Source organism: Streptomyces sp. NPDC048473 (genome assembly GCF_043200155.1).
In the GTDB taxonomy this organism is placed as follows: Bacteria; Actinomycetota; Actinomycetes; order Streptomycetales; family Streptomycetaceae; genus Streptomyces.
Genome location: NZ_JBICXE010000004.1, coordinates 256,442 through 282,605, shown reverse-complemented (window position 1 = coordinate 282,605; position 26,164 = coordinate 256,442). Strand labels below are relative to the sequence as shown.

Annotated in this window: 25 protein-coding genes; 11 read left to right on the top strand and 14 right to left on the bottom strand. The window is 67.2% G+C overall.

Annotated elements, in window-relative coordinates:
- Positions 1–19: 19 nt before the first annotated feature.
- Positions 20–1,231, bottom strand: coding sequence for an MFS transporter (locus tag ACGFU7_RS09805; protein WP_393694032.1), 1,212 nt, complete (start codon positions 1,229–1,231; stop codon positions 20–22).
- Between the two features lie 141 nt (positions 1,232–1,372).
- On the opposite strand from ACGFU7_RS09805, the gene ACGFU7_RS09800 reads away from it, so the two are divergent.
- The 3 genes from ACGFU7_RS09800 (at position 1,373) to ACGFU7_RS09790 (ending at position 3,569) form a co-directional block, all read left to right on the top strand.
- Positions 1,373–1,840 carry a MarR family winged helix-turn-helix transcriptional regulator gene (locus tag ACGFU7_RS09800; protein ID WP_393694030.1) on the top strand — a complete coding sequence of 156 codons (468 nt, stop codon included), beginning with the start codon at positions 1,373–1,375 and terminating at the stop codon, positions 1,838–1,840.
- Positions 1,841–1,924: 84 nt separating this feature from the next.
- On the top strand, positions 1,925–2,377 hold the full coding sequence (locus ACGFU7_RS09795; protein WP_393694028.1) for a GNAT family N-acetyltransferase: 453 nt from the start codon (positions 1,925–1,927) through the stop codon (positions 2,375–2,377).
- Between the two features lie 28 nt (positions 2,378–2,405).
- Positions 2,406–3,569, top strand: a complete 1,164-nt coding sequence (locus ACGFU7_RS09790) for a winged helix DNA-binding domain-containing protein (RefSeq protein ID WP_393694027.1) — start codon at positions 2,406–2,408, stop codon at positions 3,567–3,569.
- A 38-nt stretch (positions 3,570–3,607) separates the two neighbouring features.
- On the opposite strand, the gene ACGFU7_RS09785 is transcribed toward ACGFU7_RS09790, so the two are convergent.
- Positions 3,608–4,990: a serine hydrolase domain-containing protein gene (locus ACGFU7_RS09785; RefSeq protein WP_393694025.1), complete on the bottom strand. Its 1,383-nt coding sequence runs from the start codon at positions 4,988–4,990 to the stop codon at positions 3,608–3,610.
- A gap of 88 nt (positions 4,991–5,078) precedes the next feature.
- Complete coding sequence (locus tag ACGFU7_RS09780) at positions 5,079–5,663, bottom strand: dihydrofolate reductase family protein (protein ID WP_393694023.1); 585 nt, start codon at positions 5,661–5,663, stop codon at positions 5,079–5,081.
- A gap of 125 nt (positions 5,664–5,788) precedes the next feature.
- Between ACGFU7_RS09780 and ACGFU7_RS09775 the strand changes: the two genes are divergently transcribed.
- Positions 5,789–6,388 (top strand): TetR/AcrR family transcriptional regulator, encoded by a 600-nt coding sequence (locus tag ACGFU7_RS09775; protein ID WP_393694021.1) that lies wholly within the window; start codon positions 5,789–5,791, stop codon positions 6,386–6,388.
- Between the two features lie 241 nt (positions 6,389–6,629).
- Here the strand turns inward: ACGFU7_RS09775 and ACGFU7_RS09770 are convergent, their stop codons facing one another.
- From ACGFU7_RS09770 to dnaB, 5 genes are all read right to left on the bottom strand, one after another.
- A complete protein-coding gene (locus ACGFU7_RS09770; protein ID WP_393694019.1) occupies positions 6,630–6,869 on the bottom strand; it encodes a hypothetical protein in 240 nt (79 codons plus the stop codon).
- 565 nt (positions 6,870–7,434) lie between these two features.
- Positions 7,435–8,061 carry a glyoxalase gene (locus ACGFU7_RS09765; protein ID WP_393694017.1) on the bottom strand — a complete coding sequence of 209 codons (627 nt, stop codon included), beginning with the start codon at positions 8,059–8,061 and terminating at the stop codon, positions 7,435–7,437.
- 5 nt (positions 8,062–8,066) lie between these two features.
- Positions 8,067–8,531, bottom strand: a complete 465-nt coding sequence (locus ACGFU7_RS09760; protein WP_393694265.1) for a helix-turn-helix transcriptional regulator — start codon at positions 8,529–8,531, stop codon at positions 8,067–8,069.
- Positions 8,532–8,881: 350 nt separating this feature from the next.
- The gene (locus ACGFU7_RS09755) at positions 8,882–9,292 is read right to left on the bottom strand and encodes a VOC family protein (RefSeq protein WP_393694015.1); all 411 of its coding nucleotides are present in this window, start codon (positions 9,290–9,292) and stop codon (positions 8,882–8,884) included.
- Positions 9,293–9,815: 523 nt separating this feature from the next.
- Entirely contained in the window at positions 9,816–11,294 is a 1,479-nt protein-coding gene (gene dnaB / locus ACGFU7_RS09750) for a replicative DNA helicase (RefSeq protein ID WP_114245536.1), read from the bottom strand.
- A 459-nt stretch (positions 11,295–11,753) separates the two neighbouring features.
- On the opposite strand from dnaB, the gene ACGFU7_RS09745 reads away from it, so the two are divergent.
- Positions 11,754–13,091, top strand: a complete 1,338-nt coding sequence (locus ACGFU7_RS09745) for an MATE family efflux transporter (protein WP_393694013.1) — start codon at positions 11,754–11,756, stop codon at positions 13,089–13,091.
- 105 nt (positions 13,092–13,196) lie between these two features.
- On the opposite strand, the gene rplI is transcribed toward ACGFU7_RS09745, so the two are convergent.
- From rplI to rpsF, 4 genes are all read right to left on the bottom strand, one after another.
- Complete coding sequence (rplI, locus tag ACGFU7_RS09740) at positions 13,197–13,643, bottom strand: 50S ribosomal protein L9 (RefSeq protein WP_093895069.1); 447 nt, start codon at positions 13,641–13,643, stop codon at positions 13,197–13,199.
- Between the two features lie 18 nt (positions 13,644–13,661).
- The gene (rpsR, locus tag ACGFU7_RS09735; protein ID WP_003967857.1) at positions 13,662–13,898 is read right to left on the bottom strand and encodes a 30S ribosomal protein S18; all 237 of its coding nucleotides are present in this window, start codon (positions 13,896–13,898) and stop codon (positions 13,662–13,664) included.
- Positions 13,899–13,941: 43 nt separating this feature from the next.
- Complete coding sequence (locus ACGFU7_RS09730; RefSeq protein WP_352264000.1) at positions 13,942–14,565, bottom strand: single-stranded DNA-binding protein; 624 nt, start codon at positions 14,563–14,565, stop codon at positions 13,942–13,944.
- 74 nt (positions 14,566–14,639) lie between these two features.
- Positions 14,640–14,930 (bottom strand): 30S ribosomal protein S6, encoded by a 291-nt coding sequence (gene rpsF, locus ACGFU7_RS09725; protein WP_030930552.1) that lies wholly within the window; start codon positions 14,928–14,930, stop codon positions 14,640–14,642.
- Positions 14,931–15,209: 279 nt separating this feature from the next.
- Here rpsF and ACGFU7_RS09720 point away from each other — a divergent pair, with 279 nt between their 5' ends.
- The 3 genes from ACGFU7_RS09720 to ACGFU7_RS09710 all read left to right on the top strand — a co-directional run bounded on the left by ACGFU7_RS09720 (position 15,210) and on the right by ACGFU7_RS09710 (position 18,076).
- The gene (locus ACGFU7_RS09720) at positions 15,210–15,524 is read left to right on the top strand and encodes a hypothetical protein (protein ID WP_393694010.1); all 315 of its coding nucleotides are present in this window, start codon (positions 15,210–15,212) and stop codon (positions 15,522–15,524) included.
- A 239-nt stretch (positions 15,525–15,763) separates the two neighbouring features.
- The gene (locus ACGFU7_RS09715; RefSeq protein ID WP_393694008.1) at positions 15,764–16,882 is read left to right on the top strand and encodes a lipid II:glycine glycyltransferase FemX; all 1,119 of its coding nucleotides are present in this window, start codon (positions 15,764–15,766) and stop codon (positions 16,880–16,882) included.
- A gap of 162 nt (positions 16,883–17,044) precedes the next feature.
- Positions 17,045–18,076, top strand: coding sequence for an alanine racemase (locus ACGFU7_RS09710; protein WP_393694007.1), 1,032 nt, complete (start codon positions 17,045–17,047; stop codon positions 18,074–18,076).
- A gap of 50 nt (positions 18,077–18,126) precedes the next feature.
- Here the strand turns inward: ACGFU7_RS09710 and ACGFU7_RS09705 are convergent, their stop codons facing one another.
- Together ACGFU7_RS09705 and ACGFU7_RS09700 are read right to left on the bottom strand one after the other, a co-directional pair.
- Positions 18,127–19,620 carry a glycosyltransferase family 87 protein gene (locus tag ACGFU7_RS09705; protein ID WP_393694005.1) on the bottom strand — a complete coding sequence of 498 codons (1,494 nt, stop codon included), beginning with the start codon at positions 19,618–19,620 and terminating at the stop codon, positions 18,127–18,129.
- A gap of 120 nt (positions 19,621–19,740) precedes the next feature.
- Entirely contained in the window at positions 19,741–22,419 is a 2,679-nt protein-coding gene (locus ACGFU7_RS09700) for a transglycosylase domain-containing protein (RefSeq protein ID WP_393694003.1), read from the bottom strand.
- Positions 22,420–22,808: 389 nt separating this feature from the next.
- Between ACGFU7_RS09700 and ACGFU7_RS09695 the strand changes: the two genes are divergently transcribed.
- The 3 genes from ACGFU7_RS09695 (at position 22,809) to ACGFU7_RS09685 (ending at position 26,053) form a co-directional block, all read left to right on the top strand.
- Positions 22,809–23,516, top strand: coding sequence for a helix-turn-helix transcriptional regulator (locus ACGFU7_RS09695; RefSeq protein WP_393694001.1), 708 nt, complete (start codon positions 22,809–22,811; stop codon positions 23,514–23,516).
- A 61-nt stretch (positions 23,517–23,577) separates the two neighbouring features.
- The gene (locus ACGFU7_RS09690) at positions 23,578–24,660 is read left to right on the top strand and encodes an inositol-3-phosphate synthase (RefSeq protein ID WP_393693999.1); all 1,083 of its coding nucleotides are present in this window, start codon (positions 23,578–23,580) and stop codon (positions 24,658–24,660) included.
- A 124-nt stretch (positions 24,661–24,784) separates the two neighbouring features.
- Positions 24,785–26,053: an MFS transporter gene (locus ACGFU7_RS09685; protein ID WP_393693997.1), complete on the top strand. Its 1,269-nt coding sequence runs from the start codon at positions 24,785–24,787 to the stop codon at positions 26,051–26,053.
- The last annotated feature ends 111 nt before the right edge of the window (positions 26,054–26,164 follow it).

The window sequence follows — 26,164 nt, the reverse complement described above, 5'->3', positions numbered from 1 at the left end:
GGGGGTGGTGTGAAGGGGGTCAGCGCTGGGCTGCGGGGATCGCGACCGGTTCAGGGCTGTGCTCGGCGACGAGTCGGCCCCGGGAAACCGTGCGACGTTCCAGAACGCTGGAGACGACCGCGAGGACCAGGGCGGAGGCGGCCAGAGCGGCGCCGACCCAGTTGGGTGCGGTGTAGCCGAGGCCGGCTGCGATGACGATGCCACCGAGCCATGCCGACAGCGCGTTGCCGAGGTTGAAGGCACCGATGTTGACGGCGGAGGCGAGGGTCGGGGCACCGGCTGCCTGGTCGAGCACCCGCTTCTGCAGCGGCGGCACGGTGGCGAAGCCCAGTCCCCCGATCAGCACGATGGTGACGGCCGCTGCGATCTTGTTGTGGGCGGTCAGGGTGAACAGGGACAGGACCACGGCGAGGGCGCCCAGCGACACGTACAGCATCGGCATCAGATGGCGGTCGGCGAACTTGCCGCCGAGCAGGTTGCCGCCCACCATGCCCAGCCCGAAGAGGACCAGCAGCCAGGTGACGGAGGACGCGGAGTATCCGGCGATCTCGGTCATCATCGGGGTGATGTAGGTGATCGCGGCGAAGACTCCGCCGAAGCCCAGCACGGTCATCGCCATGGCGAGCAGCACCTGCACATTGCGGAACGCTGCCAGCTCGTGGCGGAGCCGTACGCCCTCGGGCCGGGGCTGTTCGGGGACGAGCCTGGCCACACCGAGAAGGCCGATGACACCGAGCGCGGCGACGACGAAGAATGTGGTCCGCCAGCCGACGCTCTGTCCGATGTAGGTGCCCAGCGGTACACCGACGACATTGGCGACGGTGAGGCCCGTGAACATCATGGCGATCGCGCCGGCCTTCTTCTGCGGGGCGACCAGATCGGCCGCCACGACCGATCCGATGCCGAAGAAGGCACCGTGGGCGAGCGAGGCGATCACGCGGCCGGCGAGCATCACGCCGAAGACCGGGGCGACGGCGGAGACGACGTTGCCCACGATGAACAGCCCCATCAGCAGCATGAGCATGCGCTTACGGGTGACCCGGGTGCCGAGGACCGTCATCAGCGGAGCACCGAGGACGACACCGAGGGCGTACCCCGTGACAAGGAATCCTGCGGTCGGGATCGAGACCTGGAAGTCCGCAGCAACCTCGGGGAGCAGCCCCATGATCACGAACTCGGTGGTTCCGATACCGAAAGCCCCAATGGCGAGGGCGAGAAGCGCGAGCGGCATGGGTTTCACCTTCCCTGAAGATTGCGTCTGCGCCTTACGAGCGTCCACAATAATTGCAGACGCTGGCTAATTGCAAGCGCGGGCTATTGCGGACGTCGCCTATCCTGGACGCAAGCAGCTCCGAGACGGAGGAGAGACCCCATGACAGCCACAGACCCCGCACTGACCGCCCTCTCCCAGGGCTGGTGCGCCCTCTCCTTGCTCCACGGGAAGATCGAGGCCCGTATCGAGCGGGCGCTGCAGACCGGGCACGGGCTCAGCGTGCGGGAATACTCCCTGCTCGACGTCCTGAGCAGGCAGCACAACGGCCCCGGCGGCCACCTTCAGATGAAGCAGGTCGCGGACGCCGTCGTGCTCAGCCAGAGCGCCACCACCCGCCTGGTCACCCGCCTCGAGGACCGCGGACTGTTGACCCGGTATCTCTGCGACACCGATCGCCGCGGCATCTACACCGATGTCACCGAGGCCGGCCTCACCCTGCTCGCCGAGGCCCGGCCGACCAATGACACCGCGCTGCGCGCCGCACTCGACGAAGCCGCCAAGAATCCCGAGCTGGCCCCGCTCGTCAGGGCGGTCGAAGAGCTGAAGGCCCCCGTACAGGTCGCGTGAGCCGCCGCGCAGCCGCTGTGAGTTCCCCGGAGCAGGCCGGATGAATCCCCGCGCCGTCCGCGTGATCTGCGTAGTCTGCCGATCATGAGTGATCTGGAAATACGCCCCGCGGCCCTCGCCGACGTCCCCGCGATGGTGGCCATGCTCGCGGACGATCCGCTGGGTGCACAGCGTGAGTCGCCGGACGACCTCACCCCGTACCGCGTCGCATTCCGGCGGCTGGCGGACGACCCGAACCAGCACCTGGTCGTCGCCGTACGCGAGGGCCGCGTCGTCGGAACCCTGCAGCTGACAGTGATCCCCGGGCTCTCCCGGCGCGGCTCGACCCGCTCGGTCATCGAAGGCGTCCGTATCCACGCCGACGAGCGCGGCAGCGGCCTCGGCACCCAGCTGATCGAATGGGCCGTGGACGAATCACGGCGCCAGGACTGCCAGTTGGTCCAGTTGACGTCCGATGCGACCCGGACCGATGCTCATCGCTTCTACGAGCGGCTCGGTTTCACCGCCAGCCACGTGGGCTTCAAGCTCGCGCTCTGATCGCAGTCCGGAGTCCGAGGAGTTGTCTGTGCACCACATCAGTGACGAACAGCGCAGGATCAGGCTCGGTCGGCGACATCTGCTGGCCCCGTCCGTACAGACCGTGTCCCCGGTGTCCGTGGCCGATGCGGTCGTCGCTCTGCACGCCACCGACGCCGCCACCGTCTTCCTTTCTGTCTGCGCCCGGATGTCCGAGGCAAGCGTCGCCGCGGTGGAGCGGGCTCTCTACGAAGACGTCTCTCTGGTCCGACAACTCTCCATGCGCAACACCCTCTTCGCCGTATCGCAGGAACTCGCCCCGTACGTCGACGCGTCGAACGCCCGGGCCGTGGCCGCCAAGGAACGCCGCACGTTCCTCAAGCACTTGGCAGACGACGGCAATGGGCTGGACGAGCGCTGGCTCGCCGACACCGAACAGAAGACCCTTGCCGCCCTGGCGGCCCGTGGACCCGTCACCGGCAGCGAGCTCTCTGCCGCCGTGGCTGCCCTGCGTACCAAGATCACAGTCTTTCCCGGCAAGAAGTACGAGGGAGTGCAGGGCGTCGCCTCCCGTGTGATCCGGATCCTGGCAGCCGAAGGGCGCATCCGCCGGGACCGGCCACGTGGTTCCTGGGTCTCCAGCCAGTTCCGCTGGACCACATCCGAGCCCTGGCCGATCGAGGACCCCACACAGGCGCAGGCGGAGCTGGCCCGGCGCTGGCTCCGCTCGTACGGCCCGGCGACCGAGGCCGATCTCAAGTGGTGGACGGGCTGGGCGCTGGGCCCGGTCCGCAAGGCACTGGCAGCCGTCGGAGCCGAGGAGGTCCGGCTCGACGACGGCGACGTGGGATGGGTCCTGCCGGAGGACCTGGAGCCGGAACCGGCCCTGGAACCCTGGGCCGCGTTGCTTCCGGCACTCGATCCCAGCGCGATGGGCTGGGCCGATCGCAGCTTCCACCTCCCTGCTGGGCATCGGAAGGCGCTCTTCGACCGGTCCGGCAATATCGGCCCGACCGTGTGGTGGAACGGCGAGATCGTGGGCGGTTGGGCACAGCGGGCCGATGGTGAGACAGTCTGGCGGCTGCTGTCCGACATCGGCCGGGATGCCACCGCCGCGATCGAGGCGGAAGCATTTCAGCTGTCGCAATGGGTGGGCCAGGCACGGATCACTCCACGCTTCCGCACCCCACTGGAACGGGAGTTGACGGCCTGAGCCGGCCGCCCCCTCCCGTTTCACGTGAAACATGGCGCTCAGACTCCGAGGCCCCGCCAACCGCCCTCGTCCACACCGCCGGGAACGGCCGCCGTGGCGTCGTACGGCTCCCGTGTGAAGACGAACGAACCCAGATCGAGATGGTTCACGCTGCCGTCGCTGTTCCGGACGATACGCAGCGTCTCCCCCGCGTAATAGCCATTGAGACCGATCCAGGTGCCGTCGGGTTGTGCGGTGAATCGGGAGCCGCGGCCGATGCCTCGCAGGGGCTGGAGCTCCAGCCCGCCGTCCGAGGTCAGTCGCAGGATGTTCGTGTTCGTGCCCCAGTACCAGGGACCGGTCAGCGCGAGCAGCTCCGCGTCCGCTTCGGGCAGTGGGCGCCAGGGCTCCGGAATGCGGGGCTCGGCCTCGGCGACAATCTTCACGAGGTCTGCGGCAACACCACCGACCATCAGCCCCGACGTGGTGTTGGTGAGAACGACGGCCGCCACATCGTCCTCGACGCTGAACCACAGCGCGGCCAGGAAGCCGGGCAGCGAGCCTGTGTGCCCGAAGAGCGTGCGGCCGTCCCTCCGTACGAGCTGAAGACCCAGGCCGTAATTGGACTCCCAGTCACCGGACTCGGTCGGCGCGGACGGTTCACGCATCTGCTCCACGGAGGCGGCACAGAGCACCCGGTCGTCCCCCTCGGCGAGAAAGGCCGCGAAGCGGAGGAGATCGCCGGTGGTGGACCAGAGCTGGCCGGCCGGGGCCATCAGCCCGAGATCCTCGGTCGGTTCGGGCAGCATGACATCGGCCCAGGGATGCACGGCCCAGCCGCCTGCGTGCGGTGCCCGCGGCTGGGAACCCGTGCGGTGCATGCCCAGCGGTTCCAGGATCTCGCGTTGAAGCACCTCCGCCCAGCTCGCCCCGCGCACCTTCTCCACCAGCGCGCCCAGCAGTGTGTAGCCCGGGTTCGAGTAGTGGTGACGGCGGCCCGGAGTATGCATCCGCGCCTGCTCGCCGAGTACATCGGCAAGCTCGGGCCGCAGTGCGCCCGGGGTCCTCTCCCACCAGGGTGCGGGTGACTCGGCGCCCAGTCCCGCGCTGTGGCCCAGGAGTTGATGGACAGTGACTCCACCGACGCCCGTGCCGGGCAGATGCTTCTCCAGCGGGTCGTCCAGATCCAGAAGTCCCTCGTCGCGCAGCCGCAGGACCAGCACTGCGGTGAACGTCTTGGTGATCGAGCCGATCCTGAACTGGGTGTCGGCGTCGGGGGCGTGGCCGTCCACGCAGCTGCGGGAGCCGCTCCAGACGGTCCGCCCCTGCCTCTGTACCGCGGCGACGAGCGAGGGCGCCCGGCCTTCCGACTGTGCGGTGGCGATGCGGTGCAGCAGAGCGCGCTGCGTGCCAGGGAGCAACTGTTCAGATGGGGAGGTCATGCTCAACAACTACCCGCAGACCCCAAGGTGTGGCGAACCCATTTCACAGCACCTGGACCACACCCCGCCGTCGCCACCGGCCGCCCGGTCAGCGCGTCCGGCTGTAGGTCCTGACCAGGACGCCGTTGTCGAAGACACAAACCGAGTCCAGCGCGAACACGGCCGCCGCGAAATCCGATCCGAACATCGGCATGCCCGAGCCGTAGACCAGCGGATACGTCTTGATCACCAGCTCGTCGATCTCGTCGATCAGCTCTCCGGCGAGCTGGGAGCCACCGCAGAGCCAGATCCCGAGCTCGCTGTCCTCCGCCTTGAGCTCCCGGACCCGTGCGACCACGTCGTCGGAGACGAGCTCTACGTTCGGGTCGGGTGACTCCTCAAGGGTCCGCGAAGCCACGAGCTCGCGCAACTGGGCATACGGGCTGGTGATGTTGACGTCCAACGCCAGTTGGTAACTGCCCCGTCCCTGGATCACGGTGTCGAACCGCTGGTTCTCGACGTCGTGAAAGCCGAGCAACTTGCGGCCCTCGGTCGACACCGTCTCCGGGTACTGCGTTTTCAGAAACTCAAGGAACTCCTCGTTCACGAACTGATGCATGGACGACGCGTCTCCGCTCGGGTCTCCGATGAAACCGTCGATGGAGCAGGCGATGAAGTAGGTCAGTTTGCGCACAGGATCCCCGTTCCGTTGCGGCGTATCCGAGCCACAACCACTTCAACTAGAGTGCTTCATGTGTAGTGGTTGCGCAATCCCTTTCCGCGAAAGGGCCGAAGAAGAAGATCAAGGAGGGCATACGCATGGCCAGGAACCCGGAGCGCAGAACAGCGCTCGTCGATGCCGCCATCGAAGTATTGGCGGACGAGGGCGCGCGAGGGCTCACGTTCCGCGCCGTCGATGCACGCGCCGGCGTCCCGGTGGGCACCTCGTCCAACTACTTCGCCAACCGCGACGACCTGTTCATGCAGGCGGCCGCCCGTATCACCGTCCGGATGACACCGGATCCTGCCAAGGTCGAGGAGGCCATGCGCCCGACGCCCTCGCGCGAGCTGGTCGCCGACCTGATGCGATGGCTGGTGCAGCGCATGGAGGACGACCGCACCGGCTACCTCGCCATGCTGGAGCTCCGCCTGGAGGCCACTCGTCGACCGGCGCTCCGCAGCCGGCTGACGCAGACCGTCCGCGCCAACTTCGACGAGAGCGCCCGGTTCCACCAGGAGGCGGGCCTGCCGGGCGACGAGGACGCCTTCGTGGTGCTCTACCTGGCCATGACAGGCCTGCTGCTGGAGCACTTCACACTGCCCGGCATTCTCACCGGCCCCGAGGGCGACCTCCGGGCCGAAGCCACCTTGAACCGGCTGGTGGATACGGTGGTCACGCGCGTCGTTCCGCCGTCCTGAACCGCCCCGGACCAGTTGTCCAGGACCGGAGAGACTCCTCGGGACCTCGATGGCGGTCAGGGCGTCGAGAGCCGCGTGTCCGGCAGGGGTCGGCCGGAAAGGCAGACGCTGGAGATCTTGGAGATCGTCGGTAACCGCTGCTCTTGGCGGCCGACTCGGTGGATCCGGCCTGATCGGACGGTGTAGCCGGCTGGACCTGGAGTTGGGGAGACAGCAGGCTCACCCCGCGCAACTGCGGCGGTCAGCCGAGCCAGCGGCCGTCGCGCATGAGGACGCGTCCCCGCAGCTCGTTCGCCTCACGCCAGGCATGGATGCGCCGCGGCCGGATCAGGAAGTACTGGTAGGGCTCGTCGAGCTCACGCGGGTCGAAACCGGTCTTGGTCGCGAACGCGTCGCCCGTCCAAGGGGCGAGGTCGGCGATGTCCACCGGCTCGGCGGTGCCGTCGACGACGACGCGGGTCGGCCCGAGGCTGAGTCGCACCCGGTCGTCCGCCAGCAGGTTGCGGCCGGTGACCGAGGCGCGCGGCGTCGAGATGATGAGGAACGCGGTCCCGTCCTAGAGGTACGAGAACGGGATGCGGTGGACGCCGCCCGAAGAGCCCGACGTCGCGACCCAGAGATCGACGTCGCTCCCCAGTTTCGCGCGAGTGTCCCGCAGCCTCTCCTCAAGCCCACGCGGCGGCGCGCCCGTCATGCTTCCTCCAGTCACCGTGGAGAGCCCTTCCTACAGGGGACTGGCTCCGTCGGTCATCGGTCGGTTCACCGGGACCGCGGGCTTCGCGGACACCGCGGCTTCCAGCGTCCTGATGGCTCGCGCACACCGCCCTCTCGTGGGCCCTGTGGACCACGAAACGGTACGTATATACGTATCCCGCTCGGCGGCGACAGTACTCGAACCCCATGGCCGGCGAGGCGCGCGGTGCACTCGGTCCGAGTGACGATGGTGGTCGTCCAAGACGGGCGCATCAGCTCGGCACCCGGCACCTCCCCGAGCCCGGCGGCTGTCTCGTGATCGGCGACCAGGCAGGGCAGACAGCAGTGACATATCAGGGCGTGGGCGCCAGCGAAGCGGCCTCCCATGCGAACCCGTCCGGGTCGGTGAAAGGCCCGGCATCGCCGCCGATCATGAGCCGGTGCGATCCGGTGCCGTCGGGAGAGACGCCGACGTCCTTGGCAAGGGCACGGCGCCTGTACAGCGCCAGCTTGACGGGACTCGACCCAGCAGCGAACTCGACGTACATGCGGCCGAAGCTCTTCGCCACGGCAAGGCCTTGGCCGACGTAGAACGTCTTGCTCGCGACCACGTCCGCGACTCCCAGCAGGAGCACGATCTCGTCGATCTGCCGGGTGGCCGGGCCGGTGTCCTTCTTCGCCGAGGTCGCGACCTTCCAGATCGTCCCGTCCGGGGCTCGTACGACACCGCCGTAGCCCCACAGCGACTTCGAGGCAGGCTTCAGCGGCGTGGCACCGGCGTCGAGGGCGGCGTCGATGAGGCTGTTGACGGTGGCCGGCTGGGACACCGTGAGCGCCAGCGTGAACCCACGGAAGCCGGTTGTGGGTGCCTCCGAGGCCCGCAGTCGTATCTGCGTGTCCAAACCGAAGGCGGCGGTGTAGAAGCGGTTGGCGGCCGTGGGGTCGGCCACGTCGAGGGTGACGGATTCGATGGATGCCATGGCCATCACGCTAGTTGCGGCTCGGCGACCGGCGCTTCTTGATTCCTGACCGGTCTTGTCACCTGTTTTGCCACACACGGCGGCATCCCCGCCGCAGCGCCCGTTGCGCGGCGCCGGTAGGCGCTGGGCGGCATGCCGACCAGCTCGGTGAAGCGGGTGCTGAAGGTGCCCAGCGATGAGCAGCCGACCGCGAAGCAGACCTCGGTGACGCTGAGGTCGCCACGACGCAGCAGCGCCGTCGCGCGCTCGATGCGACGCGTCATCAGGTACGCGTACGGCGACTCGCCGTAGGCCAGCCGGAACTGGCGGCTGAGGTGCCCGGCGGACATGTTCACGCCGCGGGCGAGCGCCTCGACGTTCAGCGGCTGCGCGTACTCCCGGTCGATCCGGTCGCGGACACGGCGCAGTCGCGCAAGGTCGCTCAGGCGCTGCGCCGCGGTGCGTGCGCGCCCCCACGAGGGGTGACACATGAGAGAACTCCTTTTCATCGATGTCCGCGAGCACCTGGGTTGCATGCCGAGGTAGGCGGCGAGGTGCTCGATGGCGATGACCGGCTTGCCGGAGTCGACGAGCCGGCCGAGCAGTTGCCCGGTGGCGGCGGGATGGAGGCCGGTGGTCGGCTCGGCGAGGATGTAGACGCCGCCCTTGTGGGCGGCCGACGTGCGCGCCTCGGCCTCGGAGGCCGACATCGCGAGCACCTCTGCGACGGTGCGGCCGCCGAAGGGGTGGTTGAGGGCAGCGGCCTCGAAGCACTGGCCGCCGCATTCTTCGCAGGTGGTCGCGACGCCGGCCGTCATGGCCGAATCGATGACCGGACGGCTCAGCGAAGCTCCTGGATGCGGACCAGGTTGCCCGCGGGATCGCGGAAGGCACAGTCGCGGATGCCGTACGGCTGCTCGGTCGGCTCCTGGACGACCTCGGCGTCGCCGGCCTGCACCTTCTCGAAAGTGTCGTCGAGGTCCCGGGTGGCCAGCAGGATCCAGCCGTAGGTGCCCTTGGCCATCATCTCGGCGATGGTGCGGCGCTCGTCCTCGGTGACCCCGGGATCGGCGGCCGGCGGCGCCAGGAGGATGGACGTGCCGGGCTGGCCGACGGGGCCGACCGTGATCCAGCGCATCTTGCCCTGTCCGACGTCGCTGCGGACCTCGAAGCCGAGGGCGTCGCGGTAGAAAGCCAGGGACGCGTCCGGGTCGTCATGCGGGAGGAAGCTCGTGTGAATAGTGATGTCCATGAAGATCAGGCTATGTGCGGCTCCGTGACCCGGCTTCTCGATTCCTGATCGATCTGGCCACCTGTTTCACCACACTCGGTCGCATCCCGCCCGTCGCGCGCACCGCCTGGCGCCGCGTCGCCCAGGATCTTCCTCATCCGTCTCCCAGGTGGTCACAAGCCGGGACAGGGCCTCCTCCTCAGCCACCAGCCGCCGGTTCAGCTCCGCGTTCTGCTCCCGGGTGCGCTCTGCGCTCCACCCGCTCCCGGGCCGTAGCCTCCCGGCCTCCAGCGGCTGGACGATTCCATGTGATTCGTTCGCCGGCACCAGCGAGCCGCCGACTTCAATACCTCGACGATTTCTCGCAGCGGCAGCGATCCGTTCGCCGAAGGGCGTGGGGTTTCATGGGCCGGCCGCGTTCAGCGCGTTCGAGCAAGGGATGCGACAGGACACCTGCGCGTCTCACGACGGCTGCAAGATGCAATCCATATGCAGCTGACCCTGAGTTTATGAAGCTGGATTTGAGACCCTCCAAACCGCCCGCTCAGGTCTGTGCCATGTCCACGAAGCGCGAGTAGTGGCCCTGGAAGGCCACGGTGATCGTCGCCGTCGGGCCGTTACGGTGCTTGGCGACGATCAGGTCGGCCTCGCCGGCGCGGGGGGACTCCTTCTCGTACGCGTCCTCGCGGTGGAGCAGGATCACCATGTCGGCGTCCTGCTCGATGGATCCGGATTCACGCAGGTCGGAGACCATCGGCTTCTTGTCCGTGCGCTGTTCGGGGCCACGGTTCAGCTGGGAGAGCGCGATGACCGGGAGCTGCAGCTCCTTCGCGAGCAGCTTGAGGTTTCGGGACATGTCCGAGACCTCCTGCTGGCGGCTCTCGGCACGCTTCGAGCCGCCGGACTGCATCAGCTGCAGATAGTCGATGACCACGAGCTTGAGGTCGTTGCGCTGCTTGAGGCGACGGCACTTCGCCCGGATCTCCATCATGGAGAGATTCGGGGAGTCGTCGATGTAAAGGGGGGCGGCCGAGACATCCGGCATCCGGCGGGCCAGCCGCGTCCAGTCCTCGTCGGTCATGGTGCCGGAACGCATGTGGTGCAGCGCCACCCGTGCCTCGGCCGAGAGCAGTCGCATCGCGATCTCGTTGCGCCCCATTTCGAGGGAGAAGATCACGCTGGGCAGGTTGCTCTTGATCGAACAGGCCCGTGCGAAGTCCAGCGCCAGCGTGGACTTACCCATGGCCGGACGGGCCGCGATGACGACCATCTGGCCCGGGTGCAGGCCGTTCGTCAGGGCGTCGAGGTCGGTGAAGCCGGTCGGCACCCCGGTCATCTCGCCGCTGCGCGAACCGATCGCCTCGATCTCGTCGAGAGCGCCCTCCATGATGTCGCCGAGCGGCAGGTAGTCCTCGCTGGTGCGCTGCTCGGTGACGGCGTAGATCTCGGCCTGCGCGGAGTTCACGATGTCGTCGACATCGCCGTCGGCCGCGTATCCCATCTGCGTGATCTTCGTCCCGGCTTCGACCAGCCGCCTGAGAACCGCCCGTTCGTGGACGATCTCCGCGTAGTACGAAGCATTGGCCGCGGTCGGCACTGACTGTACGAGGGTGTGCAGATACGGAGCTCCGCCCACCTTGGTGATCTCGCCGCGCTTGACCAGCTCGGCCGCCACCGTGATCGGGTCGGCCGGCTCGCCCTTGGCGTAGAGGTCGAGGATCGCCTGGTAGACGGTCTCGTGGGCGGGACGGTAGAAGTCGTGTCCCTTGATGATCTCCACGACGTCGGCGATGGCGTCCTTGGACAGGAGCATGCCACCGAGGACCGACTGCTCGGCATCGAGGTCCTGGGGCGGCACCCGCTCGAAACCGGGGGAACCGCCCTCCCATCCGCCGCTCTCCCTGCCGCGTTCGTGCTGCTCGCCGCGGTCCCGGCCTTCGCCGCGGCGCTGGCGGGAAACGGGCAGACGGTCGCTGGGACCGGTGTCGGCCCAGGGGTCGTCCAAAGGCTCGGGAATGCTCACCGGGCCACCTCCTCCCGTCCGCTCCGCGGACCTCGCCGTGCCACTCTTTCTTACGGCACAGCACCGACAAACAAGACGCCCGACTCCGGTTCCGGCACGTCGAGTTCTGCGGGGTTCCAGGGCCGGAACGGGGTGCGGGCGCCGGTCCACGGTAGGCCGCTCAGCACCGTCAGCCAATCTGGTTATCCACAGGGCATGTGGACGACGGACCAGATGCTGTGGAGAACTCCACATAACCTGTGCACGGAGCGGGGGACAGCACTGTGGACAAACTCATAGCACCCTCACGACCAACGGCCTGACCTGGACTTTCTCCATCCACGGGCTGTGGGGGAGAAAAACTTTCCGAGTCAGCACATGATCACGACAAACAGTGCACGGGAGAACGCCGGACCGTAGCGAATGTAAGGACTCCCTAGGCATTGCATCCATTACCTGTGGAAGATTAGATTGACCCCCATGATCCAGGCCTCGGCACCCCTGCCGCCCAGTCGTCGACGGCACGACCGCGAGATCATCTCGCTCGCCGTCCCTGCCTTCGGCGCGCTCGTCGCCGAGCCGCTCTTCGTGATGGTCGACAGTGCCATCGTCGGCCATCTCGGCACACCGCAACTGGCCGGCCTGGCCGTCGCCGCAGCCCTGCTGACCACCTCCGTCAGCATTTTCGTCTTTCTCGCGTACGCCACCACAGCGGCAGTGGCGCGGCGGGTCGGAGCGGGCGATCTGGCCTCCGCGATCCGGCAGGGCATGGACGGCATCTGGCTGGCCATCCTGCTCGGCATCTTCGTCATCGCCATCGCGCTCCCCACAGCGCCCTGGCTCGTGGACGTCTTCGGTGCCTCCGACACCGCAGCCCCCTACGCCATCACGTATCTGAGGATCTCCAGCCTCGGCATCCCGGCCATGCTCGTGGTGATGGCCGCGACCGGCGTACTCCGTGGCCTGCAGGACACCCGAACTCCGCTCTATGTCGCCATCGGAGGCTTCACGGCCAACGGAGCCCTCAATGCAGGACTCGTCTACGGCGCCGGACTCGGCATCGCCGGATCGGCCTGGGGCACTGTGATCGCACAGATCGCCATGGCCGCCGCCTATCTGATCGTGGTGGTACGGGGGGCACGTCGGCACGGCGCCTCGCTGCGGCCCGACGTCGCAGGCATCAGGGCCAGCGCTCAGGCAGGTGTTCCGCTGCTGGTCCGTACGCTGTCGCTCCGTGCCGTCCTGATGATCGCCACAGCCGTCGCCGCCCGCCTCGGCGACACCGAGATCGCCGCGCACCAGATCATCCTCTCCCTCTGGAGCCTGATGGCCTTTGCCCTCGACGCCATCGCCATCGCAGGGCAGGCCATCATCGGCCGCTACCTGGGAGCCGATGACGCCAGGGGCGCACGCGAAGCATGCCGCCGCATGGTCCAGTGGGGCATCGCTTCCGGGGTGGTGTTCGGGGCACTGATCGTCCTTGCCCGGCCACTGTTCGTGCCCCTGTTCACCGACGACCAGTCCGTTCAGAACACTCTGATCCCGGCGCTGCTGGTGGTGGCACTGTCCCAGCCGGTCGCCGGCGTGGTCTTCGTCCTGGACGGAGTTCTGATGGGTGCCGGAGACGGGCGGTATCTGGCCTGGGCCATGCTCGTCACTCTGGCGGTATTCGCTCCGGTCGCCCTGCTGGTGCCGGCATTCGGCGGCGGCCTGACCGCGCTGTGGTGGGCGATGGCCCTGATGATGACCGTCCGCATGGTGACGCTCTGGCTGCGCACCCGATCGGGCAAGTGGATCGTCACCGGAGCCACCCGCTGAGCCACCGGCCGCCGCCAGCTGAGGCCGCCGCCCGTTTCACGTGAAACAGCAAAGGGCCGTACCCCGTGGGGTACGGCCCTTCACCTGCTCTGGTGAGCTGTGCCCTTAGGCAGCAACGACCTCGATGCCGAGCTTCGCAGCGACCTCAGGGTGCAGACGCACGGACACCTGGTGTCCGCCGAGCGTCTTGATCGGCGAGCCGAGCTCGACGCGACGCTTGTCGACGTCGGGGCCACCGGCAGCCTTGATCGCCGAGGCGATGTCGGCCGGGGTCACGGAGCCGAAGAGACGGCCGGCGTCGCCGGAGCGAACGGCCAGACGGACCTTCACAGCCTCGAGCTTGGTCTTGATCTCGTTGGCCTGCTCGATCGTGGCGATCTCGTGGATCTTGCGGGCGCGGCGGATCTGCGCCACGTCCTTCTCGCCGCCCTTGGTCCAGCGGATGGCAAAGCCACGCGGAACCAGGTAGTTACGGGCGTACCCGTCCTTGACGTCGACGACGTCGCCCGCAGCACCGAGGCCGGAGACCTCGTGGGTGAGGATGATCTTCATGATTCGGTCACCCTTCCCTTATCGCGCGGTGGACGTGTAGGGCAGCAGCGCCATCTCACGGCTGTTCTTGACTGCCGTGGCGACGTCACGCTGGTGCTGCGTGCAGTTGCCGGTCACGCGGCGGGCACGGATCTTGCCGCGGTCGGAAATGAACTTCCGCAGCATGTTCGTGTCCTTGTAGTCCACGTACTGGGTCTTGTCCTTGCAGAACGCGCAGACCTTCTTCTTAGGCTTGCGCACAGGCGGCTTCGCCATGGTGTTTCTCCTGTGTGATCAAGAAGTGGGGGTACGAGCTGCCCTAGAAGGGAGGCTCGTCCGAGTAGCCGCCGCCGGAACCGCCGGAGCCGCCGGAACCGCCGGAGCTTCCGCCCCAACCGCCTCCGCCGCCCTGCTGGCCCCCGCCCTGCTGGCCGCCTGCAGGCGCGCTCGTGGCCCACGGGTCGTCGGCGGGAGCGCCGCCGCCACCCTGCTGGCCACCGCCACCGGGACCGCCGCCCCAGTTGCCGCCGCCCTGCTGGCCGCCGCCGTATCCACCCTGGCCGCCCTGACCACCGCGACCGGTGGTCTTGGTGACCTTGGCCGTGGCGCTCTTGAGGCTGGGGCCGACTTCCTCGACGTCCAGCTCGTAGACCGTGCGCTTGACGCCCTCGCGGTCTTCGTACGACCGCTGCTTCAGCCGGCCCTGCACGACAACGCGCATGCCTCGCTGGAGCGACTCGGCGACGTTCTCCGCCGCCTGCCGCCAGACCGAGCAGGTGAGGAACAGGCCTTCGCCGTCCTTCCACTCATTGGTCTGCCGGTCGAAGATGCGGGGAGTGGACGCGACACGGAACTTCGCGACCGCCGCACCGGACGGGGTGAAGCGCAGCTCGGGGTCGTCGACGAGATTGCCGACGACCGTGATGACGGTCTCGCCTGCCATGGGTGAACCTCTCGGCGGGGATTGCTTCTGGCTGCTTGCTGCTACTCGAACCCGATGACCACTGAGCTAGATGCTCAGTGGATCTCGGGACGGAGGACCTTGGTCCGGAGGACCGACTCGTTCAGGTTCATCTGGCGGTCGAGCTCCTTGACGATCGCAGGCTCGGCCTGCAGATCGATGACCGAGTAGATGCCCTCGGGCTTCTTCTTGATCTCGTAAGCGAGACGACGACGGCCCCAGGTGTCGACCTTCTCAACCTTTCCGTTGCCCTCACGGACGACGGAGAGGAAGTTCTCGATCAGCGGGGAGACAGCGCGCTCCTCAAGATCGGGGTCGAGGATGACCATCACCTCGTAGTGACGCATGTGGAACCCACCTCCTTTGGACTCAGCGGCCACGGTCGTTCCGTGGCAGGAGGGTCGTGATGCGTAAAGCAACAGTGTCTCCGAGTAAAACAGCCGCCACTGACAACGCCCTCCGTCGGGAGGGGGCTGCCGTGCTGGCCTGGGCAGACACCGGTGCAGACGTTACAGAGTACCCGCACACCGGCTTCCGGTTGAAATCCGGTGCTCAGGAGACGCAATCTGTACACATCGGGTGTGAGCGGCGCCACGATGCGCCGCCTTTCGGCCAGGAGGTACTCCATGGCACAGGCAATACGACCCCGTCCTCCCGTTTCACTTCTCGCCACGGACGGCAAGACCCATCCACTCCAGGAAACCCTGGTGGTGGTGACCCTGGTTCTCGGTGTGCTCGCCTTCGTGACGGCGATGTTCCACAGCCTGCATCTGATCAGTTCGTGGGCCGGACTCCTCGGGATCCTCACGGCTGCGTACGGGCAGTACGTCTCGGTGACCACGCGCGAGAGATTCCCGCTGATCATCGGCATGGGCGCAGCCGCCATCGGGTTCTTCCTGGGCATGGCCCACGGCGGCCTCTTCGGCGGCGTGGTGGGCTGATTCGAGACAGACGCAACGAGACACAACCAGACACAGCCGGACACACGGACCCGGCGCGAGGGCCCCGTACAAGGTCCTTGCGCCGCTCCCCGTGCAAGGACGGGGCCATCCGGGTCCCGGCGGGACGGACCGGCAAGGTCCCATAGGGCCAGACGGGGCGCTCCCCGGTCACAGTAGGCTTCGGCGCGAGAGCCGGAGCCCCTGACCGATGGGGACACACCTGCCGAGGAGCGCCCCGCATGAGCCTGACCCTGAGGACCATCAGCCGAGAGCAGCATCTGGCGTACATCCAGAACCTGCCTGCGGCGAGTCACTGCCAGGTCCCGGCGTGGGCTGATGTGAAGACCGAATGGCGCTCGGAGAACCTGGGATGGTTCGACAAGAGCGGCGAGTTGGTCGGTGCCGGTCTGGTGCTGTACCGCCAGCTGCCCAAGATCAAGCGGTACCTCGCGTACCTTCCCGAGGGCCCGGTCATCAACTGGCACGCCCCGAACCTGGACGACTGGCTGCAGCCGATGCTGGCGCATCTCAAGCAGCAGGGCGCTTTCTCCGTGAAGATGGGCCCACCTGTAGTCATCCGCCGCTGGGACGCGGCCGCCATCAAGTCCGGTATCCAGAACCCCGATGTGAAGCGCCTGCGCGATGTCGAGGCCACCCACATCGAGCCGCGCGCCTTCGAAGTCGCGGACCGGCTGCGGAAGATGGGCTGGCAGCAGGGCGAGGACGGCGGCGCCGGGTTCGGTGACGTACAGCCGCGCTACGTCTTCCAGGTCCCGCTGGCCAACCGGTCGCTCGAAGATGTCCTCAAGGGCTTCAACCAGCTGTGGCGACGCAACATCAAGAAGGCCGAGAAGGCCGGCGTCGAGGTCGTCCAGGGCAGTTACGAGGACCTCGCCGAATGGCAGCGGCTGTACGAGATCACCGCAGTCCGCGACCACTTCCGGCCGCGCCCGCTCTCGTATTTCCAGCGCATGTGGACGGTGCTCAACTCCGAGGACCCCAACCGCATGCGGCTCTATTTCGCGCGGCACAACGGCGTGAACCTGTCCGCGGCGACGATGCTCGTCGTCGGCGGCCACGTCTGGTACTCGTACGGCGCGTCCGACAACATCGGGCGTGAGGTCCGGCCCTCGAACGCGATGCAGTGGCGCATGCTGCGCGACTCGTACGCGATGGGCGCAACCGTCTACGACCTGCGCGGTATCAGCGACTCGCTCGACGAGACGGACCACCTCTTCGGTCTGATCCAGTTCAAGGTCGGTACCGGCGGCGAAGCCGTCGAGTACATCGGCGAGTGGGACTTCCCGCTCAACAAGCTGCTGCACAAGGCACTCGACATCTATATGTCGCGCCGCTGATACGCGTCGTCCCGCTGACGAAACCGGATTCATTCGTTTCAATGGGGACTTCGAGCCGATAGACACTTCGACAGACCCTTCAACGGGTTCTGCGAACGGCAGTCCAACAAGCTCCGCACACCTCCGATACACCGCAGCCACCAGAAAGGTTCCGGACCGGCCATGGCGCTCTCCCTCTACGTCGACACCGCGCGCTGGCGGGCGCACCAGAAATCCGTCCTCGACCAGTTCCCCGGCCTTGTCCCGGTCTGCAAGGGCAACGGATACGGCTTCGGTCACGAGCGGCTCGCAGACGAGGCCATCCGCTTCGGCTCCGACATACTCGCCGTCGGCACCACCTATGAGGCGGCCCGCATCAAGGACTGGTTCAGCGGCGATCTGCTGGTCCTCACCCCGTTCCGCCGGGGCGAGGAGCCGGTGCCGCTGCCCGACCGTGTCATCCGGTCGGTCTCCTCCGTGGACGGCGTGCACGCCCTGGTGGGCGCACGGGTCGTCATCGAGTGCATGAGCTCGATGAAGCGCCACGGTGTCAAGGAGGAGGAGCTCGGGCAGCTGCACGCCGCCATCGAGGACGTACGCCTCGAAGGTTTCGCCCTGCACCTGCCGCTGGACCGCACGGACGGCTCGGACGCGGTCGAGGAAGTCATCGGCTGGATGGACCGGCTGCGCGCGGCCCGGCTGCCGCTGCACACCATGTTCGTCAGCCATCTGCGCGCCGAGGAGCTGGGCCGGCTCCAGCAGCAGTTCCCGCAGACCCGTTTCCGCGCCCGCATCGGTACCCGGCTGTGGCTCGGCGACCATGAGGCGACTGAGTACCGGGGCGCCGTTCTGGACGTCACGCGTGTCGTCAAGGGTGACCGTTTCGGTTACCGCCAGCAGAAGGCCGCATCGGACGGCTGGCTGGTGGTCGTCGCCGGCGGTACGTCGCACGGTGTGGGCCTGGAGGCCCCGAAGGCCCTGCACGGTGTGATGCCGCGTGCCAAGGGCGTCGCCCGTGCGGGCCTGGCCACCGTCAACCGCAACCTGTCACCGTTCGTCTGGGCCGGCAAGCAGCGCTGGTTCGCCGAACCTCCGCACATGCAGGTGTCGATCCTGTTCGTCCCCTCGGACGCGCAGGAGCCGAAGGTCGGCGACGAGCTGGTGGCCCATCTGCGCCACACGACCACCCAGTTCGACCGCCTCGTCGACCGGTAGGAAAGCGCCGGGACACTCTCCGGGAGCTCCGGCCCCCGGAGAGACCCGTCTCAGTCGGTGGCCGGTCCGTGCGCCGCGCCCCATTCCACCCGCGGTCCTTCGACGGAGGGCACGGCATGCCGCGGCGGATGCGCCGCCCGCCCCAGCACGAATACGTCCCCGGCCCCGTCCAGCACCCCGCCGGACGGATCGTCCGACCCGTCGCGTCGTACGACGTCCCGCTCCGGCATGAGGATGTCCCGTACGACAACGGCGCAGAGGTACAGCGTGCCCAGCAGATGCAGGGTGATCGCCAGCTGATACCCCTCCGTGGGCAGCCCCTGGTGCTTGTTTCCGCTCGTCGTGTACGCGAGGTACATCCAGATGCCCAGGAAGTACATGACCTCGCACGTCTGCCAGATCAGGAAGTCGCGCCAGCGCGGCCTGGCCAGGGCGGCCAGGGGGATCAGCCACAGCACGTACTGCGGCGAATAGACCTTGTTGACGAGGATGAACGCGGCGACGACGAGAAAGGCCAGCTGCGCGAAGCGCGGCCTGCGCGGCGCCGTGAGCGTCAGCGCACCGATGGCTGCGCACAGCAGGATCGTCACCAGGGTCGAGACGGTGTTGACGGTCGCGACCTCGAAGGTCTTTCCGGTGCGCTGTGTGATGATCAGCCAGAAGGAGCCGAAGTCGATGCCCCGTTCCTCGCTGAATGTGTAGAACTTCTTCCACCCCTCGGGTGCGAAGACCATCACCGGCAGGTTCACCACCAGCCAGGACACCGCCGTCCCGAGCGTCGCCAAGCCGAACTCCCGCAATTTTCCCGCCCGCCAGCACAGTACGAAGACCGGCCCCAGCAGGAACACGGGATACAGCTTGGCGGCCGTGGCAAGCCCGATGAGGACGCCGAACGCCAGCACCCGACCCCGGGACCACATGAGCATCGCCGCGGCCGTCAGCGCGACGGCCAGCAGGTCCCAGTTGATCGTCGCGGTGAGCGTGAAGGCCGGCGCGAGTGCGACCAGCAGCCCGTCCCAGGGGCGGCGCCGGTGCGTGCGGGCGACACAGACAGCGATGATCACGGCGCAGATCATCAGCATGCCCGCGTTGACCATCCAGTACATCTGCTCGCGGTGCTGAATGGATCCGCCCGGTGTCAGCCAGGACGCGATCTGCATGAACGCGCCTGTCAGAACGGGGTACTCCAGGTACTGCATGTCACCGGGCAGCCGGTCGAAGTACGGCATGAGACCGTCGGAGAAACCGCGTCCGGTAAAGAGATGCGGAATGTCCGAGTAGCAGGCGTGCGTGTACTGCGAACCGGCGCCTCTGAACCACGCCCAGTTGTAGCAGGGCAGCTTCTGCACCATGCCCAGCGCGAACATCCCGAGGGCCACCAGCGCGATGACGCCCACGGGCGTGAGCGCCGTGCTGCCGAGCCGTGTCCAGCGCCCCGACCGACCGCCGATCAGCTCGCTGCCTGCCTCGGCGATCTCGTCCTGGTGCGTGGGCCGTACGACGGTCCGTTCCTGGTGCACACTCGTGTCTTCTGCGCTTGGCATGCCGCTCATCCTGCCGTACGGGACTGTGGAAACGACGAGGGCCGCCGCACCGTGTGGTGCGGCGGCCCTCATGAACAGGTCCGGTCGGCCGGATCGCCGTTCCACCCGGCCGGAGCGTCGTTAACCGGCCGGGCCCCCGACGAATCCGCCGTTCGCGCCGTTGCCGTTGCCGTTGCTTCCGCCCGGTGGTGAGGGGGTCGTCGACGGGTTGGTGCTGGGGCCACCGTCGGCTCCGCCGTTCGCAGCACCGCTGTTGGTCCCGCCGTTGTCGTTCTGGCAGTTCCAGTCCCATGCGCTGCAGCTGTCGCTGGGGCCGGGCACGGGCGGGGACGGGCTCATCGAGGGCGACTCGGTCGCCGATGCGGACGGCGAAGGCGACTCCACCGCGGTGGGCGACGGCTTGGGGCTCTGCGCGCCGCCACCGTAGACCTTCTCGCCGATCGGCTCCGGCGTCGGGAATGTCAGGACCGGCTTACCCTGCATCGCCTCCGCCATGTAGTCGTGCCAGATCTGGGCCGGGAACGAGGCACCGTGGATCTTTTCCTCGCCACCCGTACCGAACATCTTCTCGAACTTGCGGTGCTTGTTATTCGCGTCGTCGTCCATCCGGTACATGCTGATGGCCGTCGACAGCTGCGGGGTGTAGCCGACGAACCAGGCCGACTTGTTGTCGTCCGTCGTACCCGTCTTGCCCGCCACGTCGCGGCCGGGGAGCTGCGCGGGGGTACCGGTTCCCTTCTCGACGACGTTCTTCAGGACGTCGGTGACGTTGTCGGCGATGTCGGTACCGAAGGCACGCTTGGTGACATCCTTGTGCCGGTAGACAGATTTGCCCTCGTGCTTCACCTCGGTGACCGAGTAGGGCTCGCGCTGCTGGCCGCTGGCGGCGAAGGTCGCGTACGCACCGGCCATACGGATCGCACTGGGCGACGACGTACCGATGGAGAACGACGGCACATGCGAATCCGCCATGTTCTCGTCGTCCTTGAGACCGGCAGCTATGGCGACGTCCTTCACCTTGTCGGTGCCGACGTCCATGCCGAGCTGAACGTACGGGGAGTTGGCGGACCACTGCATCGCCTCGCGAAGGGTGATGTTGCCCCTCGACTCATGGCCGTCGTTGGTCTGCAGCCACTCCTTGCCGTTCTCGTCGGTCCAGATCTGACCGTCGTAATTCTTGATCTTCAGCTTGTCGTCGGCGTTGTAGATGCTCAGCGGCGAGACCTTCTCGCGCTGCGACAGATCCTGGTCCGCCCCGAGCGAGGGGTCTCGCTTGCCGTACTCCATCGCTGCCGCCAGCACGAACGGTTTGAAGGTCGAACCGACCTGCGCACCCGTGGGGTCGGCGTTGTTGGTGTAGTGCTTGGTCGCGTCCTGACCGCCGTAGATCGCCACGATGGCACCGGTCGCGGGATCCACCGACCCGCCGCCGAACTGGACGTGGGTGTCCGTCCCAGGACGTTTCTTCGAATCGATCTTGTTGTCGTAGACCTTCTTGACCGCGGCGTTGAGCTCTTTGACCTTCTTCTCGTTGAAGGTGGTGTGGATCTCGTAGCCGCCCTGGGCGAGCTTGTCCACCGTCATGCCCTTGACGTTGTTGACGGCGTACGACTTGGCGAGGTCGACCAGGTAGCCGGTCTGACCGCCCAGCTGGGCGTTCTTCTTCGGCGTATCGGGCGTCGGGAACTTGGTGTACTTGGCGCGCTCCGTGGGCGAGAGGCGTTTGTCCTTCACCTCTTCGTCGAGGATCCACTTCCAGCGCTTCTCGGCCCGTGCGGTGTTCTTCGCCGCGGTGGCCTGCGCTTTGTCGTACTCGGGGGCGCCCGCCGGGTCGTAGTAGGTCGCCCCCTTGAGCAGCGTTGCCAGGAACGCGCACTCGCTCGGGTTCAGCTCCTTGGCGTCCTTGCCGTAATACGTACGGGCCGCCGCCTGGATCCCCGAGGCACCTCGCCCGTAGTACGAGATGTTGAGGTAGTCGGTGATGATCTTTTTCTTGTCCATCTTGTTGGCGACCTTGAGCGTGATGAAGAGTTCCTCGAACTTCCGGCTCAGGGTCTGCTCCTGAGACAGACGAGAGTTCTTCACGTACTGCTGGGTGATCGTCGAGCCACCCTGGGTCTCGCCGCCACTGGCCATGTTGTACAGAGCACGGGCGATGCCCATGGGGTCGATGCCCCTGTCGTGCTCGAAGGACTTGTTCTCAGCCGAGATGACGGCATTCCGCATGGCTGCGGGGATCTGCTCGTAGCCGATGATCTGACGGTTGACCTCACCGCCGGTGGCGACCATCTGCGTGTTGTCGTCCCAGAAGTAGACGTTGTTCTGCGCTTTCGCGGTGTCTTTCACCTGGGGCTCAGAAACCATCGCGTACGCGAGGCCGGCAACGCCCATGAGCAGGCCGAGGAAGCCGATACAGAGGCTGGAGACCAGCTTCCACGACGGCACCCAGCGCCGCACGCCGTACTTCCCTGCGCGCGGGTAGTCGATGAAGCGCTTCTTGACAGGACGCTGACTACCGCGGCCACGCCCCCTTCCCGGGCCCTCGTGTCCGCTGTCGCCACCACCACCGCGACGACGACCACCGCCCCCGCCATGGCTCCCGCCGCCGCGCTGGGCAGCTCGTCTGGCCTCGGCGCGTCCGCCGTACGGGGTATCCCCGCCATGCGAACCGGAAGGTGACTCGGAAGTTACTCCGCGTGACGGAGCGGCGCGGCGTCCTGAGGACTGCTGGGCGGCTCGTCTGGCCGCTGCGCGCCCACCACCTTGCGGTTGCGGCGTTTTGCGACGGTGCTCGCTCATGGAACGACTACTCCTCGGGCAGGCGAGAACGCCTGGAAGCGGCAGTTGAGATCCGGTCCCCCCGAATTACGGACCAGCCCTGCGACAGGCTCATCCGCAGTGCATCCGGCTAGTCCGCGAAGACTGACGCGCACAGGCGTCTCACGGTTCCCGGTGGTCTGCATGCCGCACAGACTACGCACGGTCAAAACCCTCCTAGGGCCGAACTTCACCCCAAACAACGCAAGTCGGTTCCTACGAATTCACGATGTGACGCCGTTCACGATGCCCCCTCTTGTCGAAGCGCGACGACCGATCTATCGTGCTGATGTATCGAGTCGATACATCGGCTCGGTACATCAGCTCGGCACAGGGCCCCGCAGGAGCACTCGGAGAAGGAGGAGGCGAAATTGAGCAGACGCTCAGGCATCCTTGAATTCGCCGTTCTCGGCCTGCTCCGCGAATCCCCGATGCACGGGTACGAGCTGCGCAAACGCCTCAACACCTCGTTGGGGATCTTCCGCGCCTTCAGCTACGGCACCCTCTACCCCTGCCTCAAGACGCTGGTCGCCAACGGCTGGTTGATCGAGGAGCCGGGAAACTCCCCGGCCGACCTTCCGCCTGCTGCCGGCCGTGCAGTCGCCCCCGCCTCCTCACTGGCCGGGCGCCGCGCCAAGATCGTCTACCGGCTGACGGCAGAAGGTAAGGAGCACTTCGAGGAGCTGCTCTCGCACACCGGCCCCGATTCCTGGGAGGACGAGCACTTCGCAGCCCGTTTCGCCTTCTTCGGGCAGACGGAGCACGAGGTGCGGATGCGCGTGCTGGAAGGCCGGCGCAGCCGGCTGGAGGAGCGCCTGGAAAAGATGCGGGCCTCTCTGGCCCGCACCCGCGAGCGCCTCGACGACTACACACTTGAGCTGCAGCGACACGGCATGGAGTCCGTGGAGCGCGAAGTGCGCTGGCTGAACGAGCTCATCGAGAGCGAGCGGTCGGGACGGGATCAGCGACGATCCTCGCCCAGGAGCGAAGCTCAGCAGAACACCACAGGAGAGACGGACGGCCTGCCCCGGCACCGGGGTAACACCCCGCCGGATCCGTCCGACGACACCTCAAAGTGAGGCCCCCGCAGATCCGCGGGGCTTCATCGGGAACATCCATTACACACAGGGAGCAACCGGAATGGGTTCGGTTCGCGTAGCCATCGTCGGCGTGGGCAACTGCGCCGCCTCGCTGGTCCAGGGCGTCGAGTACTACAAGGACGCCGATCCGGCCGGCAAGGTGCCCGGTCTGATGCACGTCCAGTTCGGCGACTACCACGTGCGGGACGTCGAGTTCGTCGCCGCCTTCGACGTCGACGCGAAGAAGGTCGGCCTCGACCTCGCGGACGCCATCGGTGCGAGCGAGAACAACACCATCAAGATCGCCGACGTTCCCAACACCGGCGTGACCGTCCAGCGCGGCCACACCCACGACGGCCTGGGCAAGTACTACCGCCAGACCATCGAGGAGTCCACCGAGGCCCCGGTCGACATCGTCCAGATCCTCAAGGACCGCAAGGTCGACGTCCTCGTCTGCTACCTGCCGGTCGGATCCGAGGTCGCTGCGAAGTTCTACGCGCAGTGCGCCATCGACGCCAAGGTCGCGTTCGTCAACGCTCTCCCGGTCTTCATCGCCGGCACCAAGGAGTGGGCGGACAAGTTCACCGAGGCCGGTGTCCCGATCGTCGGCGACGACATCAAGTCGCAGGTCGGCGCCACCATCACGCACCGCGTGATGGCGAAGCTCTTCGAGGACCGGGGTGTCATCCTGGACCGCACGATGCAGCTGAACGTCGGCGGCAACATGGACTTCAAGAACATGCTCGAGCGTGAGCGCCTGGAGTCCAAGAAGATCTCCAAGACGCAGGCCGTCACCTCCCAGATCCGTGACCGCGAGCTCGGTGCGGACAACGTCCACATCGGTCCGTCGGACTACGTGGCCTGGCTGGACGACCGCAAGTGGGCGTACGTGCGCCTCGAGGGCCGCGCCTTCGGTGACGTTCCGCTGAACCTGGAGTACAAGCTCGAGGTCTGGGACTCCCCGAACTCCGCCGGTGTCATCATCGACGCCGTCCGCGCCGCGAAGATCGCCATGGACCGCGGCATCGGTGGCCCGATCCTCTCCGCGTCCTCGTACTTCATGAAGTCCCCGCCGGTCCAGTACTTCGACGACGAGGCCCGCGAGAACGTCGAGAAGTTCATCAGGGGCGAGGTCGCCAACTGACGCGACCGGAAACGGTGCGTCGGCGCGGTTCGGTGATGAGCAGCAACGCTCCTCCCTTTCCGCACCGTTGAGGGTCCCTGGGTAATCCGCCCAGGGACCCTCAACGTATGTGACCCTTGATCACATGCCCGTCGTAGGTGATCTGCGCGTACTTCTGCGCCTTCGGAACTTCCGTCGTCTGCTCGCCGTACGACTCCTCTCCCAGTCGGCCGACGGGGTCTACCAGGTGGCGCTGGCGGCTCACGTCGTCTTCTCCCCGGAGAAACAGGCGTCGGCGGGGGCCATCGCCTCCGCAATGGCCGTGCTCCTGCTGCCGTACTCGCTCATCGGCCCCTTTGCCGGCGTCCTGCTGGACCGCTGGCCGCGCCGTCAGGTCTTTCTGTACGGCAATCTGCTGCGCGCCGCACTCGCCTGCTGCACCGCACTCCTGATCCTCGGCTCCGCACCCGACTGGCTCTTCTACGCCTCGGCGCTGTGCGTCACCGCGGTCAACCGCTTTGTGCTGGCCGGGCTCTCGGCCGCGCTGCCGCGTGTCGTCGACAGGGACCGGCTGGTGCTGGCGAACTCGCTCTCACCGACCGCGGGCACGCTCGCCGCCACGGCCGGCGGCGGCCTCGCCTTCATCGTGCGGCTGGTACTCGCCGACTCCGATGCGGCGGTGGTGCTGCTGGGCGCGGCTCTCTACCTCGCTTCGGCGCTGGCATCTCTGAGCCTTGCCGCCGGGCTCCTCGGACCGGATCAGGACGGGCGCCGTATCCGGTTGAGGGAGGCTCTGGCCGTCACCGCACGGGGGCTCGCCGACGGGCTGCGCCATCTGGCGGAGCGGAAGCAGGCGACCCGGGCGCTGGCCGCCATGACCGTGATCCGCTTCTGCTACGGGGCGCTGACCGTGATGGTGCTGATGCTGTGCCGGTACGCCTGGTCCGACAGCGAATCCGAAGGCCTGGCCCTCCTGGGACTGGCCGTGGCGATCTCCGGTGCGGGGTTCTTCGCGGCGGCCGTGGTGACGCCTTGGGCGGTGGGGCGACTCGGCCGGTTCCGCTGGATGGCCGTGTGCGCGGCGGCGGCCGCCGTCCTCGAACCCGCGCTGGGGCTGTGGTTCATCCCCGTACCGATACTCGTCGCGGCGTTCATCCTCGGACTCGTCACCCAGGGGGCAAAGATCGCAACGGACACGGTGGTGCAGACCTCGGTGGACGATGCCTTCCGCGGCCGGGTCTTCTCGCTCTACGACGTGCTGTTCAACGTGGCGTTCGTGAGCGCTGCCGCACTCTCCGCCCTGATGCTGCCCCCTGACGGGCAGTCGTTCGTGGTGGTGATCGGGGTAGCCGTGCTCTATGCGGTCATCGCCGTACTGCTGTTCCGGTGGAGCCGCACCGACAAAGCGCTCTAGCGTGCGCGATACGGAGAGGGGCGCTGTTTCACGTGAAACAGCGCCCCTCTCCGTATCGGGTCGTGGGGGGGGTTTTAGGTGAACAATAAACACAACCCCGGCGACCCCCCG